The sequence below is a fragment of the Rhodanobacter sp. G2-10 genome, assembly GCF_055809185.1.
Genome location: NZ_CM147900.1, coordinates 1293199 through 1312685, shown reverse-complemented (window position 1 = coordinate 1312685; position 19487 = coordinate 1293199). Strand labels below are relative to the sequence as shown.

Here is a 19487-nt window from a genome sequence, read left to right as displayed (position 1 = left end):
ATTTCATCCCGCGACGATGTTGACGATTTTGCCTGGCACCACGATGACCTTGCGCACCGTCATGCCTTCGAGGAAATGCACCACCTGGGGTTGCGCGCGGGCCATCGCCTCCGCCTCCTCCTTCGACGCACTGACCGGCAACTCGATGGTGGCGCGCAACTTGCCGTTCACCTGCACGGCCAGAGTCACCGCATCACGCACCAGTGCGGCCTGGTCCACGATCGGCCACGGCTGATCCTCCAGCACACCCTCGGCATGGCCCAGCACTTGCCACAGGGCATGACAGACATGCGGCACCACCGGGTTCAGCAGCAGCACCATCGCTTCCAGCGCCTCGTGGCGTACCGCGCGGCCCTGCTCGCTCTGGTCATTGAACTTGCCCAGCGCATTGAGCAGTTCCATCAGTGCGGCGATGGCCGTGTTGAACGCGTGGCGCCGACCGAAATCGTCGCTGACCTTCTGGATGGTTTCGTGCAGTTGGCGGCGCAGCGCTTTCTGGGCGGGATCGAGGGTGGCGGGATCGATGGTGGCCTCCGGTGAAGAGCGCCCCCATCCGCCTGCGGCACCTTCCCCCGCTTGCGGGGGAAGGGAAGTGGATGTGCCCCCCGCTTGCGGGGGAAGGGAAGTGGATGTGCCCCCCGCTTGCGGGGGAAGGGAAGTGGAGCGGTCTGCGACCACCGCCTTGATCATGGGATGGTCGGGATTCGCGACATGCGTGGTGACCTCACGCCACAAGCGCTTCAGGAAACGCGCCATGCCTTCGACGCCAGCCTCGCTCCATTCCAGCGACTGATCCGGCGGCGCGGCGAACATCGAGAACAGGCGCACGGTGTCCGCACCGTACTTGTCGACCATGATCTGCGGGTCGATGCCGTTGTTCTTCGATTTGGACATCTTTTCGGTGCCGCCGATATGCACCGGCTGGCCGTCGGCCTTCAGTGCGGCACCGACCACCCTGCCCTTGTCGTCGCGCTGCACCTCGATCGCGGCGGGATTGATCCAGTCCTTCGAGCCGTCGGCGTTGTCGCGGTAGAACGTGTCGGCGATTACCATGCCCTGGCAGAGCAGGTTTTGCGCCGGCTCATCCGAATGCACCATGCCGGCGTCACGCAGCAGCTTGTGATAGAACCGGAAGTACAGCAGGTGCATGATCGCGTGCTCGATGCCGCCGATGTACTGGTCGACCGGCAGCCAGTAGTTCGCGCGCTCATCGACCTGCGCATCGGCACCGGGGCTGGTGTAACGCGCGTAGTACCAGCTGGACTCCATGAAGGTGTCGAAGGTGTCGGTCTCGCGCTCGGCCGGGCCGCCACACTGCGGGCAGGTGCACTTGCGCCATTCCGGATCGGCCTTGATCGGCGACTGTACGCCGCTGAAGGCCACGTCTTCGGGCAGGACCACCGGCAACTGCTCTTCCGGTACCGGCACCGCGTCGCACTGCGGGCAATAGATCACCGGAATCGGACAGCCCCAGTAGCGCTGGCGACTCACGCCCCAGTCGCGCAAGCGGAAATTGACCCGACGCTGACCGCGGCCCTCTGCCTCGAAACGAGTAGCCAACGCGTCCAGCGCCTGCTGGAAATCGAGCCCGTCGTACTCGCCCGAGTTGACCAGGATGCCGCGCTCGGTGAAGGCGCATTGCTCAAGCACCCGCTCTTCAAAATCCTCGATCACCTGGACGGCGGACTTGATGTCGTAGGCATCGGTCTGGTGCCCTTCCAGCGCCGCGCGCATCGGGTCGGCACCCACGCCACGGGACAGGTCGTGGCCGATCTCGCGCAAGGCATCGACCACGCTGCGATCCACCACCACCATCTTGATCGGCAGGCTGTAGTGCTTGGCAAATTCCCAATCACGCTGATCGTGGCCCGGCACGGCCATCACGGCACCGGTGCCATAGTTCATCAGCACGAAGTTGGCCACGTAGACCGGCAGCGCTTCACCGGTGATCGGGTGGACGCCGCGCAACCCGGTGTCCATGCCGCGCTTTTCCTGTGTCTCCAGTTCCGCTTCGGAAACACCACCGCGGCGCAGTTCCTCGATGAAGTTCTGCAGCAACGGGCGCGATTGGGCCGCATAGCGGGCCAGCGGATGTTCGGCCGCGATCGACAGGAACGTCACGCCCATCAAGGTATCCGGACGGGTGGTGAAAACCGTGATCGGTTCGACCGGCGCGCCGTCATCGTTGACGTCGAAACGGATCTCCAGGCCTTCGCTGCGGCCCAGCCAGTTCCGCTGCATGATCTTTACCGCATCGGGCCAGCCCGGCAGCGTGTCCAGGCCGTCCAGCAGTTCCTGGGCGTAGTCGGTGATCTTCAGGAACCACTGCGGAATCTCGCGCTTTTCCACCACCGCACCGGAGCGCCAGCCCTTGCCGTCGACCACCTGCTCGTTGGCCAGCACGGTCTGGTCGACCGGGTCCCAGTTCACCACCGCGTTCTTGCGGTAGGCCATGCCTTTTTTCAGCAGGCGGGTGAACATCAGCTGTTCCCAGCGGTAATACTCCGGCCGACAGGTGGCGAACTCGCGGCTCCAGTCAATCGCATAACCCAGCGACTTGAGCTGGTCGCGCATGTGCTCGATGTTGGCGTAGGTCCATTTCGCCGGCGCGGTGTGATTCTTGATCGCCGCGTTCTCCGCCGGCAGGCCGAACGCATCCCAGCCCATCGGCTGCAGCACGTTCTTGCCGTTCATGCGTTGGTAACGGCTGATCACGTCGCCGATGGTGTAGTTGCGCACGTGCCCCATGTGCAGCGCGCCCGACGGGTACGGCAGCATCGACAGGCAATAGAACTTCGGCCGCCCGGGGTCCTCGCTCACCTCGTACGCGCGCTGCGCCGTCCAGTAGTCCTGCGCGGCCGCTTCGACCACCTGCGGGCGGTAGGCGTTTTCGTCGGATTCGGGGGTGGTCGGGGCTTGATTGTCCTGCATGATTCCGGTGGCCATGATGCGGTGGGTGCCGCGCAATGGAAGCCCGCGGCAGTGAACGGGTCAGACTAGCCCAGCGCGGCCCGGTCGCCAAGCTGTTCGCGCCGCGGGGGCGCGGATCAACCTTCCGGGCAACTGGCGCCCTGCCCGGCAGCAAGCGCGCGGCCGACCGTGGCAATCTGCGCCGCCAGCTCGCCCAGCGCCTGTTGATGGCCCTGCACCAGGGCATCGTAGCCAGGCCCGACCGACTCGCGAATATGGCTGGTGCAGGCCAGCGACCGCTGCTTCCCCTGATCCTGCCAGCGCACGCTCCAGACACCCGCGATCAGGGCGTAGCTGCCCGGCTGCGAATCGAAGCGTCGCAGGTCCAGCCGGATCTGCAACACGGGCTTGCCACCCGAGGACATGCCACCAATGTCTCGACCAGGCAGCTCGCGCGCCAGGTCCGCCGCCAGCGCACCGTGCACTTCGTCGCCCAGCGGTGCGATCCAGCGTTCGCTTTGCAGCAGGGATACGCTTTGCCCGCCCTCGCGTACCACCAGCTGCGGCTGGTCGACCTGTGGCGGCACGCTCACCGGCAATACCTCGAACGCCAGTGATGCCGCCGGGTTCGACGAGCCAGTCACCGCCGAGGGCAGCAAGGTGTAGTAATGCATGGGCGCCGATGCGCAGGCGGCCAGCATGAGGATGGCGGCGGCCAGCAGCGGCCTGGCTTGACGGATCATGGCTTGCTCCCGGATTCGGGCTGGTTCGGTGGCGGCTGCGGCGTGGGTGGCGGATCGGCTCGACGCCCGCGCAACAAGGCTTCCGGGTGACCGCCCAGGTAGTCGCTGAGCACGCGCAGCGAACGCGCCATGCGTTGCACCTGCTCCAGCGTGGCACCCAGGTTGCGCTGCAGCGGCGAATCGCTCGAAAGCGCGTCGTTTGCCGTGCCCAGGGTCTGTTGCACGCCATGCAAGGTGTCCTTGAAGGCTGGCAGGGTCTGCCCGTTGACCTGTTTCAAGGTGGTATTGAGTCCGACCAAGGTCTCATCCAGATGCTTGCCGATGCTGTCGAAAGGCACCTTGTTCATCTTGTCGACGATGTCGGCCAGTTGCTCCTGCAGCTTGTCGAAGCTGCCTGGCGCGGTAGGTATGGTCAGCGGCTTGGCGTTCGGATCGAACGACACCTTGCTCGCATGCGGCACGAAGTCCAGCGCCACGTACAATTGCCCGGTAAGCAGGTTGCCGGTGCGCGCCTGCGCGCGCAGGCCCTGAGCGATCAGGCGCCCCATCATGCGCGACAGGTCCGGGCTCTCGCCGCGTGCCTTGGCCATGGCCTCGAGCTTTTCGTAGGCGCTACCCAGTCGCTGCGGGTAAACCACGGCCCCCACCAGTACCGGGAACTTCTGCGTCTTCTCGTCGTAGTCCAGCCGTACGGAGACCACCTTGCCGATGTTGATGCCAAGGAATTCCACCGGCGCGTCCACGGCCAACCCGCGCACTGATTGATCGAAACGCATGCGAATGTAGTGCGGATCGCCATCCGGCGGCGCCATCGCGGTATCCCGGTCGCCAAACAATTTGAAGGTGGCGTCTTCCGGCGCCCGCGTACTGTCGTGCGGCCCCGGCGGATCCTGGAACGCCACACCACCGGCGAGTACGGCCGCCAGCGACTGCGTATTGACCTTCAATCCGTTTGCACCCACGGACAGATCCACGCCACTGGCATTCCAGAAGCGGCTGGACTTGGTCACGAAGCGGTCGTTCGGCCCGTCGACGAAGATGTGGACCGAGACTCCCTTGCCATCCTTGTCCAGCGCATAAGACGCCACGCGGCCGACCTGGATGCGCCGGTAATAGACCGGCGAACCGACATCCAGCGAGCCAAGATCGTCGGAGTGCAGCACAAAACTGCGCCCGAGCGCTCCATGGTTGACGGCAGGCGGTGTCTCGAGCCCGGTGAAATCATCCTGGGGCTGTTTCGACTCACCGACATCGGCACCGATGAACGCACCGGAGAACAGCGTATCGATGCCGGACACGCCGCCCAGGCCAATGCGCGGCCGCACCACCCAGTAGCGCGTGCCCTTGGTGGCGAAGCCCTTCGCGCTCTTCTCCAGTGCCACCGCCACCAGCACATGGCTGCGATCGGCACTGAGGTGGATCTTCTTGACCCGCCCGATCACCACGTTCTTGTACTTCACGGGCGTCTTGCCGGCATCCAGACCCTCCGCGCTCTGGAAGCTGATGGTGATCTCCGGGCCGGCCTGCATCCAGTTGTGAATGACCAGGGAAAGACCCACCAGCGCCGCCAGCACCGGCACCAGCCAGATCAGCGACTCCTTGAACCGGCGCTGCTGCACTACCGGCCGCGGCAACTCGTCACGGGGCAGTCGGTTCTGTTCGACGTCGTTGTCTTCAGTCATCGGTGTTCCTGCCATCCCAGATCAATCGCGGATCGAAACTTATCGAGGCAAGCATGGTGAGTACCACGGTAAGTCCGAAAAAAATCACGCCGGGCAACGGCTCGACCCGGCTCAATACACTGAAACGCACCAGCGCCGTCAACAGCGCCACCACGAACACATCCAGCATCGACCAGTAGCCGATGAACTCGACCAGCCGATACAGCTTCGCACGCTGGGGACGCGCCCAGTCACTGCCCCGATGGCTGCTTACCAGCAGCATGCCGAGCGCGAGGAACTTCAGCATGGGCACGACGATGCTTGCCAGGAACACGATCACCGCCAGGTCCACCGAACCGTTGGTCCACAACTCGACCACCCCGCTGATGATGGTGTTGTCGTCGACGTCGCCCAGGCTGGCGGTGCGCATGATCGGCAGCACGTTTGCCGGAATGTAAAGGATGAAGCCGGCGATCAGCAGCGCCCAGGTGCGGGTGTAGCTGTTGGTCTTGCGTCGACGCAAGGTCGTGCCGCAACGCGGGCAAGCCATCGCATCGTCCACGTTGTCACCGTCGAGTCGCTCGTCGCCTTCGACGTTGCGGCAAACCAGGCCACACACCCGGCACCCGATCACGCCCAGGTCGACGGCACGCGGCAGACTGCTCATTCGCCCGGCTCCGGTGTGAGCTCCCACAGCTGGCGCATGTCGACCCCGGCGAAAATGGTGATCAGCAAGGTCAATGCGCCGTAGGCGTAGATCCCCGGATCGGCGACCACCTCGAAGTAGGTGTGCGCCTTGACGATGGCCACCAGCGCGCCCAGCACGAATACCTCGCTCATCGTCCAGGGGCCGATCCGATGCAGGGTCACCATCAACGGCGCAAAACCCGGAGCGCGCCGGCCGACGCGGGCAAACCACAACAGCCAGCCCATCACCAGCATCTTGGCCATCGGAAAAAAGAACAGGGTGGCGGCGGCGAGGATCGATACCACCTGGGCACCCTGCTGCCACATGGTGTCGATCATGCCCCACAGCGTGGTGGCGCTGTATTGACCGTTCAGGCCCAGGGTGAATATCGGCCAGATATTTGCCTGCACGAACACGATCATCGCGGTCAGGATCAGCGCCAGCAGTGCGTTCACGGTCAGGACGCGATGGCGATCGAGCTCGGCGCCGCAGCGCGCGCATCGCGCCACTTCGCCGCGATCGAGCGGACGCCGCCGGTAGACCGTATCGCAATGTTCGCAGATGACCAGCGCCTCGGACTGGCGCGTGTTCAATCGGCGGGTTGCATGTTCCAGGGAAGCCATCGGTGGATTCTCGCAAATCTGCCGTCAATGCGCTGGCGTTCCGCCCGACTCACCCGACGCCGCCTGCTTGATATGCTGGCCTTCGCCCTGATCTGAACCACATATCCCTGCCGCCGGAGCCTTTCGTGACCGATATCGCCAGCACCTCCCATGTCTTCGACATCGACCAGCAGACCTTTGAAACCGAGGTGCTGCAGGCCTCGATGGAAACGCCGATCCTGGTGGATTTCTGGGCAACCTGGTGCGAGCCGTGCAAATCGCTGGGACCGATCCTGGAAAAATTGGCCAACGAGTTCAACGGCAGCTTCCGCCTGGGCAAGGTCGATGTCGATGCCCAGCAGGAACTGGCGGGGATGTTCGGTATCAAGAGTATCCCGACCGTGATGCTGGTGAAGGAAGGTCAGGTCATCGACGGTTTTGCCGGTGCCTTGCCGGAAGGGCAATTGCGCGAGTTCCTGACCAGGCATGTGCAACCGCTGGATGACGACCGGTCGCAAGCCGAAGATGAGGAAATCGTCGAGGAAGCTCCCGAGGCGGCGATCAACCGCCTGCAACAGGCGATTGCCACCGAGCCGGCCAAAGCCGAGCTGAAGCTGGACCTGGCGCTGGCCCTGATGCATGCCGGTCAGAGCGAGGCGGCGCAGGCCCAGCTGGATGCCCTGCCCGCGAACCTGGCCACCGACGCGAGGGCGCAGCGCCTGCGCAGCGAGCTGGATCTCGCCCGCGCGGCAAAGGATGCGCCGGAGGCAGCTGCGTTGAAGCAGCGCATCGAAGCCAATCCCGAGGATTGGTCGGCGCGCGACCAGTTGGGCGTTCGCCTGCTGCTGGAAGGTGACGCCGAAGCCGGTCTGGAGCAGTTCCTCATCATTTTGCAGAAGGCTCGCGACTGGAACGACGGTCAGGCCAAGAAGCGCCTGCTGGCCGCGTTTGCCACGCTGGATGATGGGGAGTTGGTGGGGAGGTATCGGCGGCGGATGGCGTCGTTGTTGTTTTAGGGTGGTATTCGGTTTTCGGTGTTCGGTTTTCAGTAAGGGCAAAGTTCCATACGGTTGCGTACAGTCTGTTAGGATGACGTGAGTTTCACCATTCGAACGGTCCTTTCAATGCGCGCCAGCACTTTTCGTCGCCTGCTCAATTTTTGGCCGCCCTTCCTGATCAATGCAATCCGCGTGCAGTCGCTCAGTGACGATTACACCGAGGCGAAGGTGGTGCTGCGCTTGCGCCCGTGGAACCGCAACTACGTGAAAAGCCAGTTCGGCGGCAATCTGTTCGCGATGGTCGACCCGTTCTGGATGCTGCTGGTGATGCATCAGCTGGGCAAGGACTACTACGTGTGGGACAAGGCCGGTGCGATCGATTTCGTGGCGCCCGGTTACGAGGACGTGTACGCGCACTTCAAGCTGGAGACGGGCGTGGTTGACGAGCTGCGCGCCGCAGCCGCCGGCGGCGGGAAGGTGCTGCACTGGTTCGAGACCGAGGTGGTCACCGGCTCCGGCAAGGTCATTGCGGTCGTGCGCAAGCAGATCTACGTGCGATTGAAACCCAGGGCGCGCTGATCCGACCCTACCCGCGCTCGAAACCGGCAAGGGCGTCCAGCTGCCGTGAAGCACGCAACAGGCTGCGACCGCTCATGTCGTCCACCAGCCGTCGCAATGTCGGCGACTTGATCGGCCGCCCGGCCAGACGGCGGGACAGCCACAGGCATCCGCCCATGCCGACCACGCCCACCCCGATCGTCGCCCAGTACCAGGTCGGCGCCGCCACCACGTACAGGTCCACGCCGTACAGCCAGACCATGCCGACTGTCGTCACCGGCAACCACAGGAACCACCACGGCAGGCCCAGCAGCAGCTGGCTGTAGAAGCGGAAGCGCCGCAGTTGCGCCAATCGCCGCTGCAGCACGAGCACCGGCGCATCGAACAGATAGATGCGGCTGAGCAGGAACAATTGGGTGGCTGCCGACCAGATCGCGGCAATGCCGTAAGCGTGCAACACCAAGCCGATCACCAGCAGGTGCGTCGTCTGCCGGTGTTCCACCCAGAACGAGGCCACCCACGCCACGAAGAGCACCCAGATGGCGATCTCGACCCCCTGCATCAGCATGCTCCAGCGCATCGAGGCGCGAGCCTTGCCCAGGCCCCGATCGTGGAAGTCCTGACGCAACAACGCCTCCAGCGCGCCCTGGCGCAGATCCATGCGCGCCCATGCCTGTTTCATCTCATCAAGTTCCATGGTCATGCTCCCGTGCTTGACGCGCTGGCCATCTGCCCGCGCAGCTTCTGTTTGATGCGACTGATCTTGGTCGCCACATTGGTTTCGCTGAGGCCGAGGATGTCCGCCATCTCGGCGTAATTGCGGTCTTCCAGATACAGCAGGATCAGCGCGCGATTGAGCGGATCGAGCTGGCCGATGAATGCGTACAGCGCGGTCAGCCGCTCGTCCGGTTCGACACTCGCCCCTGCCTCACCGACGGTTTCCAGGTGGTGCGGCTGCAGCGGCTCCCATCGGTCGTATTCGGACCAGCGCTGCCGACGCGCCTGTGAAATCGCCACGTTGAGCGCGATCCGGTACAGCCAGGTCGAGAACTTCGCTTTCCGCTCGTCATAGCGCGCGAACGAGCGCCACAACTGCATGCTGATCTCCTGCACCAGATCCTCGCGATCGGCGGCCGTACGGCTGTACAGGCCAGCTACCTTGAACACGACGCCACGATGCTCGTGCAGCAGAGCTTCAAAACGATGTTGATGTGGCCTGTCTGTCATCCGGTCGATCTTCCCGAGGTTCCATCCATGATTCGCCGGAACACGGAAAAAATCACACCCAGGCGGAGACACCCTCGATGCGCTGGCATTGATCGCCGCGGCGCATCAGCTCTTGCGTGTGCCAGTGGAAGGGCAATGACCGCCCAGGGCACCCGTGCCGAAGGCCGGCTCGGCACCCTGCTCGCCACCCTCCAGCCAGGCGATCTTGGCCTGCAGGTATTCCCTCATCGCATGGATCCGCCCGGCCTTCTCCTCGATCGCCTGCAGCTGACCGCGCATCACCGCCAGCTTGCGCCCGGTATCCATCGCGCCGGCCTCGTATTCGCGATTGAGCGCAACAATCTGCTTGAGCGTGAAGCCCAGTTGCTGCGCCGTGCGGATCAGCGCCGCACGTTCCACGTCGGCTTCGACAAAGCGCTGATAACGGTTGCTGCCGCCCACACCCACCTGGGGGACGAGCAGGCCCAGCTTCACGTACAGGCGCACGGCATCACGACTCAGTGCGCTCTGGCGACAGAACTCGGCGATCAGCATGATCGGATCTCTTGACAAGGGGCATTACACCCTAGTTTAAGCTGCCCCCGACCAAATCCCAAGGATGCTCCGCATGACCAGCAAGATTGCTCTCATCACCGGCGCCTCGTCCGGTATCGGCGAGGCGACCGCACGTCGACTGCTCGCCAACGGCTACATCGTGTACGCCGCGGCACGGCGGCTGGAACGCATGCAGGCGTTGGCCGATGCGGGCGCGCGGCTGCTTTCCCTCGATCTCACCCGGGACGCTTCCATCGTCGCCGCCGTCGACGCCATCCGCGCAGCCGACGGGCGGCTCGACGTGCTCATCAACAATGCCGGCTACGGCTCCTACGGCGCGTTGGAGGATGTGCCGCTGAAGGAAGGGCGCAGGCAGTTCGAGGTCAACCTGTTCGGCCTGGCCCGATTGATCCAGCTCGCCACGCCGATGATGCGCGCGCAAGGCAGCGGCACCATCGTCAACATCACCTCGATCGGCGGCAAGATGCACGAGCCGCTGGGCAGCTGGTACCACGCCACCAAGTTCGCGGTGGAAGGTTTGAGTGACTGCCTGCGCATGGAACTGGCACCGTTCGGCATCGACGTGGTGGTGATCGAGCCGGGGGCGATTCGCACCGAGTGGAGCGGCATTGCACAGCAGAGCCTGCTGCAGTATTCCGGCCACACCGCCTACGCTGCGCAGGCAACGGCCCACGCACGCATGCTGGCCGCCAGTGACAGCTCGAAGATGAGCTCAACGCCCGACGTGGTCGCCCGCACGATTGCCCGCGCCCTGCGCGCACGCCGACCGCGCACACGCTATGCCACGGGCGGCGGCGCACGCACCATCCTGTTCCTGCGCTGGATCCTCGGCGACCGCGCATTCGACGCCGTGATGCGGATGGCGGAGAAGGGACTGGCCTGAGCGCAAGCCGATCGCGAATCGAGCCTCGCAAGCAACATCCTTGTCGGCACGCGAACTTCCTGGAAGCTGTTCAGGCTAGACGGAGAAATGGTGGGCGCGTCCCGCTTCGCCGGCATGCGGCTGCCGCAGACGTCGTCCGAATGCTATAAGACCCCCGAGGATGCGGACGCGCATGAGGCGCTTCCGGCAAGATGCCACAGGGGAAAACACATGTTGGACTTTCGACGCGCGCTTGTTGCGGGCCTGCTGTTGTTGCTGACCGCTTCGTTACACGCGCAGACGGTGTCATTTGCCGATCTGGCGCGCCACTTCCAGTACCGGGACGTGAAAATCTCGCCCGATGGCGAGTACCTCGCCGCCACCGCGCTGGTTCGCGGGCATGCCGGCCTGGCCCTGATGAATCTCGCAGACCACAAGGTACGGCTGGTGCGCCCACGCAATGGGGACGAGATCATCGACTTCTGGTGGGCATCGCCTACGCGGGTGGTGTATGCGGTGGGAACGCGCCTGGGCGGTTACGACAGACCGCTGCCCACCGGCGAACTCTACGCGGTCAATGCCGACGGCAGTGATTCGGCGATGCTGTACGGCTTCCGCAAGGGTGGCACACACATCGGCTCGCTGACCCGCCAGGCGGTCAGTACTCGGGGCACTGCCGATTTCCTCGCGTCGATTCCCGGCGATCCGGACCACATACTCGTGTCCACCAGCCTGTGGGAAGGCGGCGGCAAGAAGGGAGCCGTGGTCACCGCCTACCGCATGGATGTGCACACGGGCATGTTGCGGGCACCACTCCTGGCGCCGGTACGCGACGCCTACTTCCTGGCTGACCACCAGGGTCGCATCCGCTTTGCCTGGGCCGAGGATGCCCACGGCGGTATCCAGGTTTTCCAGCGGGCCGCGGACAGTGATGACTGGAAGCCGATGCCGGAACTGAGCAAGGGCCGCTCGACGCCACTGGCGTTCAGTGCGGACGACTCGACGGCGTATTTTGCCTGTCCCGGCGAGTCGGCCGGCTTCGCCATCTGCCGCTGGACGGAGTCTGATCCGGCCCTGCAGGAAGTCTGGAGCAATCCGGGCATCGAAGCAGACGGACTCATGCACGGCCTGGCCGAAGACGACATTGCCGGGGTCACGTTCATGGACGGCCGCGCCAGCGTAGTGCCGTTCGACATGGAGTCCGCTGCCGCAAAATCACTGGTCGCGCTGATGAAATTGTTCCCGGGCGAAAGCGTGCAATTCGTTTCCGGCACCCGCGATGGCCATCTGAGCGTGGTGCTGGTGGAGGCCGACGCCGACCCCGGCACCTTCTACCTGTTCGACTCCAGAAGCAGCAAGCTGACCCGGCTGCTGCAACGGGCGCCGTGGATCCTTCCGGAACGGATGGCGCGCAAACAACCCTTCGAGTTTGCCGCGCGCGATGGCATGAAGCTGCAAGGCTACGTGAGCTATCCGCCGGGCCACGTCAACGGGAAAAACCTGCCGACCGTGATGGTGGTGCATGGTGGACCGTTCGGCGTGCGCGATCGCTGGGACTACGACCCTGACGTGCAGGCGCTGGCCACCCACGGCTACGCGGTGGTGCAGGTCAACTTCCGCGGATCCGGCGGTTACGGCTACGACTTCGTCAAGGCCGGCTGGCGCGAATGGGGTGGCAAGATGCAGGACGACGTCACCGATGCCACCCACTGGGCGGTGGCCCAGGGCATCGCTGATCCGAAGCGCCTGTGCATCTATGGCGCCAGCTACGGCGGTTATGCGGCGCTTGAGGGCGCGGTGAAGGAGCCGGACCTGTACCGGTGCGCGATCGGCTACGTCGGCGTTTACGACCTGCCTCTGATTTTCCGCAATGACGATGTTCGCCATTCGACCAAGAGCGAAAACTACTTCATGCGGCAGATGGGCGACGACATGACCGAGCTCGCCGCCCGTTCCCCGATCAATCAGCTGGACGCGCTCAAGGCCCGCGTCATGCTGGTCGTGGGCGGCAAGGATGAAACGGTGCCGCCTGTCCAGGGCATCAACATGCACAAGGCCATGCTGAAGCGCGGGATGGATCATGCATGGCTGGAGAAACCTGGCGAAATGCACGGCTTTTACGACGAAGCCAATATCACCGAGCTCTACACGAAGCTGATCCAGTTCGTCTCCTCGAACATCGGCCCCGGGGTCACGGACTCGAACCCCCAGTAACTCGACAGCGCCACGTCCGCGAAGGAGGAGCGGCCCGATACGCCTGCCCGACAGGGTCCGACAAGCGGGGCGACGCCCTGGTCGCCCCGCTGACGGCAACTTCCGTCTTTCTCAACCGTGACTGGCGGAATTCGTGTAGACGTCGACCGACTGCCCGGGTCGCTTCAGCGAGGCATCGGCGTCATGTGGCGCCAGAGAAATCATGCGGCCATCCCGGACATACTCGATCTGCCGCGTGTCGCTGCTGAACACCGTCCGCGGTTGCTCCAGCTGCCCCGCCACCGCCTGGCTGTTGGCCAGATCGAGCTGCAACATGTGGGCGATCTCGGTACCGCTGTCACGCATCGCCAACTTCAATGCCTCTCCGTGGTTGTTCGCCCACGTCTCCGCCAGACGTTGTGCCCGCGTATCCGCATCCCAGTGGGCAGCCTCGGCCGCGGCTACGCGCCGGCGATGCTCCACCTGCTCACGATTGATCTTGTCGCGCAGATGGGCAACTTCCGGGTCACGTCGCTTGATTTCGGCATTCGCCGTGGCAATGTCCGCGTCGACATTCAGCGCGGCATAGCGAGCCTGCTCCTGTGCCAGCATGCGCTTGCCGTCCCCGGCGGTCTTGGCGACCACGGTCTTACGTGCCGACTGGTATACCAGCACGTTGTGATAGATCGGCTTGCCCTGCGTCCCGCCAACACCTTCGATCGATACATCGGCAATCACTTGCAGTGCGGAGAAGTCCGGCGTCATCGCATAGGTGGTATGCACCACCAGATGCGGTGACGCTTGGGCCGTCGCGCTCGCTCCCTTCGCAAAGCTGCTGAAAGTCGTGGGCTGCGCAGACAGCGCCTGTTGCAATGAATCACTCAGTGCAGACCTGGCGTCGAAACCTTGCAGCACCGCCCGCAACGGTTGGACATGCCGCTCGGCAAAGCGCCTTGCCTCGGCCTTCATCTCGGAATTGATGATCAGGGAGCCCAGTGCACCGCCGCCGGCAGCCGCCAGGATCGGCACCCCCGCGCCAGCCACCACATTGACGTATGCCGCAGAGAACGTGTCTTGCGCCGCAAGACTGTCCTGGTCAATCACCTCGACCACCGGCAACGGCCCCAGTGCCTGCAACTGTGCTGCACTCGGACGGACCATCTGCGATTGCGGCGCACAGCCGCACACACCCACCACCATTGCCACGGCAACGGCAAAGCCGATCTTTGGATTCACATGGTTCCCCTGTTGGTCTCGGACATCAGCTCGCTGACCCGTCAGAGCGGCGCAGCCAACCGAGGCTGAACTCTAGTCCTGTCCCTTGCAGCACGACAAGCTCACGCCGCGAGGCGATGTCGCAGAATTTTGCGACCCGCATGCTTAAATCCGTCCGCAGCCTTTCCGAAGCTGCCCCAAACGCGAAGCAAGTGCTATAAAAGCGCGAGGGGACGCGGTAGCGCACAAGACGCTGCCGCAAAAACACATCACAGGGGAATCAAGATGGTCCACTTGCGACGCGCCATGGTTGCCGCTTTGCTGTTGCTCTTGACCGCCGTCGTGCACGCACAGGCGGTGTCATTCGCCGACCTGGCGCGACACGACGAGTACAAGAGCGTGAAGATCTCGCCGGACGGCAAATACCTGGCCACCATTGCCGTGGTCAAGGGGCAGACGGTATTGGCCCTGATCCATCTGTCCGATCACAAGGGTCACGTGATCAACCCGCGACAAGGGGATGACGTCACGGATTTCTGGTGGGCGTCGCCGACGCGCGTGCTGTACACGGTGGGCGAGCACGTGGGCGGATACGACACTCCGCTCTCGACCGGCGAACTGTTTGCCGTGAATGCGGATGGCGGCGGAGCGGAAATTCTGTATGGCTATCGCAAGGGTGGCATGAGTACCGGTTCGCACACCCAGAAAGCCACGACCGACTATGGCAGCGCAGAGTTCATCTCCACCATTGAAGATGATCCCCACCATGTGCTGGTGGCCATCAGCTCGTGGGAAGGCGCCGGCCGCGAGCTGGCCCTGCCGGTGGCATACCGCATGGACGTGCGCAACGGAACCAAGGCCAAGCTGATCGTCGCGCCGATGCGCGGCGCGACCTTCCTCGCAGACCATCACGGGCACATCCGCTTCGCCTACGGCACCGACAACGACGACCGCGTCCAGGTCTACCTGCACCCGCTGGACGGCGACGGCTGGCAGCTGATGCCGGAGGAGAGCAAGAACCGCGAGGTGCCCCTGGCCTTCAATCGTGACGACAGCGCGGTGTACTTCAACTGCCCTGCCACTGGCGGCTTCGGCGTGTGTCGCTGGGACCCCGCGACGCAGAAGATGGCGCAGGCATGGAGCAACCCGACCGTTGAAATGGACGGTCTGCTGCAAGGCATGGCTCGCCACAGCATTCTCGGGGTGGGATTCATGGACGGCCGCACCGGCACCGCACTGTTCAACGGCACCTCGACCGACGCGCAAACATTGCTGGCCTTGATGAAGCGGTATCCGGGCGAAAGCGTGCGGTTCGTCTCCGGCACCAGCGATGGCAGCCAGAGCGTGGTACTGGTCGAATCCGACGCCAATCCCGGCACTTTTCTGCTCTATGACGCGAAGAAGCACACCCTGACGCCACTGCTGTCGCGCGCATCGTGGATCCATCCGCAGCTGATGGCGCTGAAGCAGCCCTTTGATTTCACTGCCCGCGACGGCATGAAGCTGCACGGCTATGTGAGCTACCCGCCAGGCCTGGAAGATGCGAAGAACCTGCCGACCGTCGTGTTGGTGCACGGTGGCCCGTTCGGCGTACGCGACCGTTGGGACTACGATTCCGACGTGCAGGCATTGGCCACGCGCGGGTATGCCGTGGTGCAGGTGAACTTCCGCGGCTCCGGCGGCTACGGCTACGACTACGAGAAGGCCGGCTGGCGTCAATGGGGCGGCACCATGCAGGATGACGTCACCGATGCCACCAAGTGGGCGATCGCCCAGGGCATCGCCAATGCGCAGCGGATCTGCATCTTCGGTGCAAGCTACGGCGGCTACGCCGCCCTGGAAGGCGCGGTGAAGGAGCCCGATCTGTACAAGTGCGCGATCGGTTACGTCGGCGTCTACGACCTGCCGCTGATGTACCAGCGTGGCGACACTCATCAGTCAAGCTTCGGCGAGGCCTTTCTCAAGCAGCAGGTCGGCGACAACCCGACCGTGCTGGCCCAGCGCTCTCCGATCAACCACATCGACGCGCTGAAAGCTCGGGTCATGCTGATCGTGGGCGGCAAGGACGTGCGCGTGCCGCCGATCCAGGGACTCAGCATGCACCAGGCACTGGCCAAGCACGGGATTGCGCATGAGTGGGTGTTCAAGCCGGACGAGATGCACGGATTCTACGACGAGGCAAATCGCACCGAGCTCTACGGCAAACTGCTGCAGTTCATTGCGGCGAGTATCGGGCCGGGTGCGACAGCGCCCGGTACCGCAGCGACAAAGTAGCCGGGATCCGGTCTGGAAGCGTTTCGCCACGGATGACCGCCGGCCGGCCGACGGGCATGGGTTGGTTGCGTGGGGGCCACGCGGTGGCCAGCACATCACGGCCCGACACATGACCCACGCAAAGGCGCTGCCAATCTGGCAAAGTGTGGTGATCCGTCGCCACACCATCCCGGGGGACTCATGACCATGCATGCACGTCGTCGGCTTTCGCTGGCCGCGCTGCTGGCGCTGACCAGCTTCTGCGCGGCTGCCGCCACCCATCCGAACGGCTCGATCACCCATGCGCGCGACCCGGCCCAGCCGATCGATCAGGCGTACACGGCACAGATCCTGAAAGACACCACCGACCCGTCGTTCAACTCGCCACTGACCGACTACCTGCCCGCATCGACCACGGTACCCACGCCGCTGAAGGTGCTTGGCCATATCGCTGGCGCACCGAACTACCTGCCCTATTCGGCCGATGTCTACCGCTACTTCCGTGCGCTAGCGGCGGCGAGCCCGCGGGTAAAGGTGTTCAGCATCGGCAAGACCGAGGAGGGCCGCGAGATGATCGCGGTGGCGGTCGCCGACGAGAATCTGCTGGCCGACCTCGACGCGAACAAGGCTCGGCTGGCCAAGCTGGCCGACCCGCGCAGCATCGGCATGGACGACGCCACCGCCGACGAGCTGATCGCGAAATCCACCCCCGTCTACTACATCACCGGCACCATCCACTCCACCGAAACGGGCGCACCGACGGCACTGATGGAACTCGCCTACCGCCTGGCGGTGGACAACGCGCCCTATATCCAGCACATCCGCTCGCACGTGATCACCCTGATCACCCCGATCGTCGAGGTCGACGGCCGCGATCGGCAAGTGGATCGCTACAACTGGCACCTGGCGCATCCGGGCGAGAATTACCCGCGCCTGCTGTACTGGGGCCACTACGTCGCGCACGACAACAACCGCGACGCGATGGCGATGACGCTGAACCTCACCCGCAACGTCGCCGACACCTTCATCGGCTGGCATGCGCAGGTGCTCCACGATCTGCACGAGTCGGTGCCGTTCCTGTACGACAACACCGTCGGCGACGGACCGTACAACGCCTGGATCGATCCGATCCTCACCGGCGAGTGGCAGCAGCTGGGCTGGAACAACGTGCAGCAGATGACGAAGTTCGGCATGCCCGGCGTGTTCACCCACGGCGACTTCGACACCTGGAGCCCGGGCTACCTGATGTTCATCGCGGCCATGCACAACGGCATCAGCCGGCTCTACGAAACCTTCGGCAACGACGGCGCGGACACCGTCAAGCGCATCCTCGACCCCAGCGAATACCAGCGCACCTGGTACAAGCCCAATCCGCCGCTGCCGGTGGTGACCTGGTCGCAGCGCAACAACAACAACTACCAGCAGACCGGCTTGCTCACCGCGCTGGATTATTTTTCCAACCATGGCCAGCTGTTCCTGAAAAACTTCTACCTCAAGAGCAAGCGTTCGATCGAGAAGCCCCAGCAGGCGGGTCCGGCAGCGTATGTATTCCCGGCCAATGACCCGCGCAGTGGCTCGCAGGCACAGCTGCTGCGCATCATGCAGCGCCAGCACGTCGAGATCAGCCGCAGCACGGCCCCGATCACGGTGAAGCTGCCGTCGGCCAAAAACGATGACGGCGAGGCGAAAGCGCCCACTTCGCGCACCTTCCCCGCCGGCAGTTACATCGTGCGCATGGACCAGCCCTATTCGCGCATCGCCGATACCTTGCTCGATCGCCAGTACTGGTCACCGGACGACCCGCAGAAGCATCCCTACGACGACACCGCGTGGTCGATGGGCGACCTGTTCGACGTCGACGTGGTGCGGGTCACCGACGACAGCATCCTGCAGGCGCCGATGAGCAAGCTGGACGGCGCGGTGAAGGTTCCCTCTGGCCTGGCCGCCATCGACGTGGCTCCGGGCAAACTGCCGCGCGTCGCCGTGATGCACACCTGGCTGAGCACCCAGACCGAAGGCTGGTGGCGCATGGCGCTGGACCAGCTGGGCGTGAAGTACGACTACATCAGCACCCAGGACGTGGCCAGGCTCGGCGACTTGCGTGCGAAGTACGACGTGATCCTGTTCGCGCCGATCGGCGGCGTCGGCACGCAACGGATCGTCGACGGCATGCCGATGTGGGGCAACCCGATGCCGTGGAAAACGACCAGATTGACGCCGAACATCGGCCACATCGACAGCACCGACGATGTCCGTCCCGGCCTGGGCGAAAGCGGCGTGGCCAACCTCAAGCGCTTCGTGCGCGACGGCGGCCTGCTGATCACCGCCGAGGACACCGCCCAGTTCGCCATCGACGTAGGCCTGGCCCCCGGCGTGTTCGTCACCCCCACCGACAAGCTCAGGGTGGTGGGCAGCGTGCTGCAGGCGAAGTTCGTCGATCGCGCCAGCCCGATCGCGGCCAGTTACCGCGGCGACGACCTCGCCCTGTACAGCGCCGAAGGACAGTCGTTCAAGGTGTCCAACCTGCTCACCGGCGACCACGGACTGCCCACCGCCAAGGACTTCCAGCGTCCCACCGGCCGTGGCGGCCCGCACGACACGGATACGCCCGAGGGCCGACGCTTCGTGCAGCCACCGGCGCTACCCGACGCCAAGCCCTGGCAAGCCACGCCGCTCAACACCGAGCAGACACGCAACAATCCCTGGGTGATCCCCGTCGACCAGCGTCCGCAGGTGATCCTGCGCTTCGCCGCCGCGGACAAACTTCTGATCGCTGGCCTGCTCGAGGGCGGCAGCGAAATGGCCGAACGCGCCGCCGTGGTCGACGCCCGCTATGGCAAGGGCCACGTGTTGCTGTTCGCCAGCAACCCGATGTGGCGTGGCGAGACCATCGGCAGCTATCCGCTGGTGCTCGACGCGATCAAGCATTTCGACAAGCTGGATGCGCCGCGCAAACCATGATTGGACGAGGAGCGGAGCGGCGGGCGGAGCCCGCCCTACCAACGCGTAGGGCGGGCTCCGC

Annotated in this window: 15 protein-coding genes; 6 read left to right on the top strand and 9 right to left on the bottom strand. The window is 64.4% G+C overall.

Features of this window, described 5'->3' with window-relative positions:
- Positions 1-3: 3 nt before the first annotated feature.
- The 5 genes from leuS to AC0L58_RS05895 form a co-directional block, all read right to left on the bottom strand.
- Positions 4-2931 (bottom strand): leucine--tRNA ligase, encoded by a 2928-nt coding sequence (leuS, locus tag AC0L58_RS05915; RefSeq protein ID WP_473687609.1) that lies wholly within the window; start codon positions 2929-2931, stop codon positions 4-6.
- A gap of 116 nt (positions 2932-3047) precedes the next feature.
- Positions 3048-3653, bottom strand: coding sequence for a PqiC family protein (locus tag AC0L58_RS05910; RefSeq protein WP_473687607.1), 606 nt, complete (start codon positions 3651-3653; stop codon positions 3048-3050).
- Positions 3650-5335 carry a PqiB family protein gene (locus AC0L58_RS05905; protein WP_473687605.1) on the bottom strand — a complete coding sequence of 562 codons (1686 nt, stop codon included), beginning with the start codon at positions 5333-5335 and terminating at the stop codon, positions 3650-3652. Before AC0L58_RS05905 ends, AC0L58_RS05910 begins: the two co-directional genes overlap by 4 nt.
- Complete coding sequence (locus AC0L58_RS05900; RefSeq protein WP_473687603.1) at positions 5328-5981, bottom strand: paraquat-inducible protein A; 654 nt, start codon at positions 5979-5981, stop codon at positions 5328-5330. The genes AC0L58_RS05905 and AC0L58_RS05900 overlap by 8 nt, the downstream gene beginning before the upstream one ends.
- A complete protein-coding gene (locus AC0L58_RS05895; RefSeq protein ID WP_473687601.1) occupies positions 5978-6625 on the bottom strand; it encodes a paraquat-inducible protein A in 648 nt (215 codons plus the stop codon). Before AC0L58_RS05895 ends, AC0L58_RS05900 begins: the two co-directional genes overlap by 4 nt.
- Positions 6626-6750: 125 nt before the next feature.
- On the opposite strand from AC0L58_RS05895, the gene trxA reads away from it, so the two are divergent.
- On the top strand, positions 6751-7620 hold the full coding sequence (gene trxA, locus AC0L58_RS05890) for a thioredoxin (RefSeq protein WP_473687599.1): 870 nt from the start codon (positions 6751-6753) through the stop codon (positions 7618-7620).
- Between the two features lie 108 nt (positions 7621-7728).
- A complete protein-coding gene (locus tag AC0L58_RS05885) occupies positions 7729-8181 on the top strand; it encodes a DUF4442 domain-containing protein (RefSeq protein WP_473687597.1) in 453 nt (150 codons plus the stop codon).
- Positions 8182-8188: 7 nt separating this feature from the next.
- Here AC0L58_RS05885 and AC0L58_RS05880 read toward each other — a convergent pair whose 3' ends face one another.
- The 3 genes from AC0L58_RS05880 to AC0L58_RS05870 form a co-directional block, all read right to left on the bottom strand.
- Positions 8189-8857, bottom strand: a complete 669-nt coding sequence (locus tag AC0L58_RS05880; RefSeq protein WP_473687595.1) for a hypothetical protein — start codon at positions 8855-8857, stop codon at positions 8189-8191.
- Between the two features lie 2 nt (positions 8858-8859).
- On the bottom strand, positions 8860-9387 hold the full coding sequence (locus AC0L58_RS05875; protein WP_473687593.1) for an RNA polymerase sigma factor: 528 nt from the start codon (positions 9385-9387) through the stop codon (positions 8860-8862).
- A gap of 105 nt (positions 9388-9492) precedes the next feature.
- Positions 9493-9921, bottom strand: a complete 429-nt coding sequence (locus AC0L58_RS05870; protein ID WP_473687591.1) for a MerR family transcriptional regulator — start codon at positions 9919-9921, stop codon at positions 9493-9495.
- Positions 9922-9994: 73 nt separating this feature from the next.
- Here AC0L58_RS05870 and AC0L58_RS05865 point away from each other — a divergent pair, with 73 nt between their 5' ends.
- Both AC0L58_RS05865 and AC0L58_RS05860 read left to right on the top strand, forming a co-directional pair.
- On the top strand, positions 9995-10825 hold the full coding sequence (locus AC0L58_RS05865; RefSeq protein ID WP_473687589.1) for an oxidoreductase: 831 nt from the start codon (positions 9995-9997) through the stop codon (positions 10823-10825).
- A 90-nt stretch (positions 10826-10915) separates the two neighbouring features.
- Positions 10916-13018, top strand: coding sequence for an alpha/beta hydrolase family protein (locus AC0L58_RS05860; RefSeq protein ID WP_473687587.1), 2103 nt, complete (start codon positions 10916-10918; stop codon positions 13016-13018).
- Between the two features lie 111 nt (positions 13019-13129).
- On the opposite strand, the gene AC0L58_RS05855 is transcribed toward AC0L58_RS05860, so the two are convergent.
- Entirely contained in the window at positions 13130-14233 is a 1104-nt protein-coding gene (locus AC0L58_RS05855) for a hypothetical protein (RefSeq protein ID WP_473687584.1), read from the bottom strand.
- Positions 14234-14497: 264 nt separating this feature from the next.
- Here AC0L58_RS05855 and AC0L58_RS05850 point away from each other — a divergent pair, with 264 nt between their 5' ends.
- Positions 14498-16486, top strand: a complete 1989-nt coding sequence (locus tag AC0L58_RS05850) for an alpha/beta hydrolase family protein (protein WP_473687582.1) — start codon at positions 14498-14500, stop codon at positions 16484-16486.
- Between the two features lie 186 nt (positions 16487-16672).
- Complete coding sequence (locus AC0L58_RS05845) at positions 16673-19426, top strand: M14 family zinc carboxypeptidase (protein ID WP_473687580.1); 2754 nt, start codon at positions 16673-16675, stop codon at positions 19424-19426.
- Positions 19427-19487: the final 61 nt, after the last annotated feature.

What these genes read in the sequence shown, in the direction of transcription:
- leuS (WP_473687609.1), bottom strand. Translation starts at nt 2,931, where the DNA reads ATGCAGGACAATCAAGCCCCGACCACCCCCGAATCCGACGAAAACGCC.
- AC0L58_RS05910 (WP_473687607.1), bottom strand. Translation starts at nt 3,653, where the DNA reads ATGATCCGTCAAGCCAGGCCGCTGCTGGCCGCCGCCATCCTCATGCTG.
- AC0L58_RS05905 (WP_473687605.1), bottom strand. Translation starts at nt 5,335, where the DNA reads ATGACTGAAGACAACGACGTCGAACAGAACCGACTGCCCCGTGACGAG.
- AC0L58_RS05900 (WP_473687603.1), bottom strand. Translation starts at nt 5,981, where the DNA reads ATGAGCAGTCTGCCGCGTGCCGTCGACCTGGGCGTGATCGGGTGCCGG.
- AC0L58_RS05895 (WP_473687601.1), bottom strand. Translation starts at nt 6,625, where the DNA reads ATGGCTTCCCTGGAACATGCAACCCGCCGATTGAACACGCGCCAGTCC.
- AC0L58_RS05885 (WP_473687597.1), top strand. Translation starts at nt 7,729, where the DNA reads ATGCGCGCCAGCACTTTTCGTCGCCTGCTCAATTTTTGGCCGCCCTTC.
- AC0L58_RS05880 (WP_473687595.1), bottom strand. Translation starts at nt 8,857, where the DNA reads ATGGAACTTGATGAGATGAAACAGGCATGGGCGCGCATGGATCTGCGC.
- AC0L58_RS05875 (WP_473687593.1), bottom strand. Translation starts at nt 9,387, where the DNA reads ATGACAGACAGGCCACATCAACATCGTTTTGAAGCTCTGCTGCACGAG.
- AC0L58_RS05870 (WP_473687591.1), bottom strand. Translation starts at nt 9,921, where the DNA reads ATGCTGATCGCCGAGTTCTGTCGCCAGAGCGCACTGAGTCGTGATGCC.
- AC0L58_RS05865 (WP_473687589.1), top strand. Translation starts at nt 9,995, where the DNA reads ATGACCAGCAAGATTGCTCTCATCACCGGCGCCTCGTCCGGTATCGGC.
- AC0L58_RS05850 (WP_473687582.1), top strand. Translation starts at nt 14,498, where the DNA reads ATGGTCCACTTGCGACGCGCCATGGTTGCCGCTTTGCTGTTGCTCTTG.
- AC0L58_RS05845 (WP_473687580.1), top strand. Translation starts at nt 16,673, where the DNA reads ATGCATGCACGTCGTCGGCTTTCGCTGGCCGCGCTGCTGGCGCTGACC.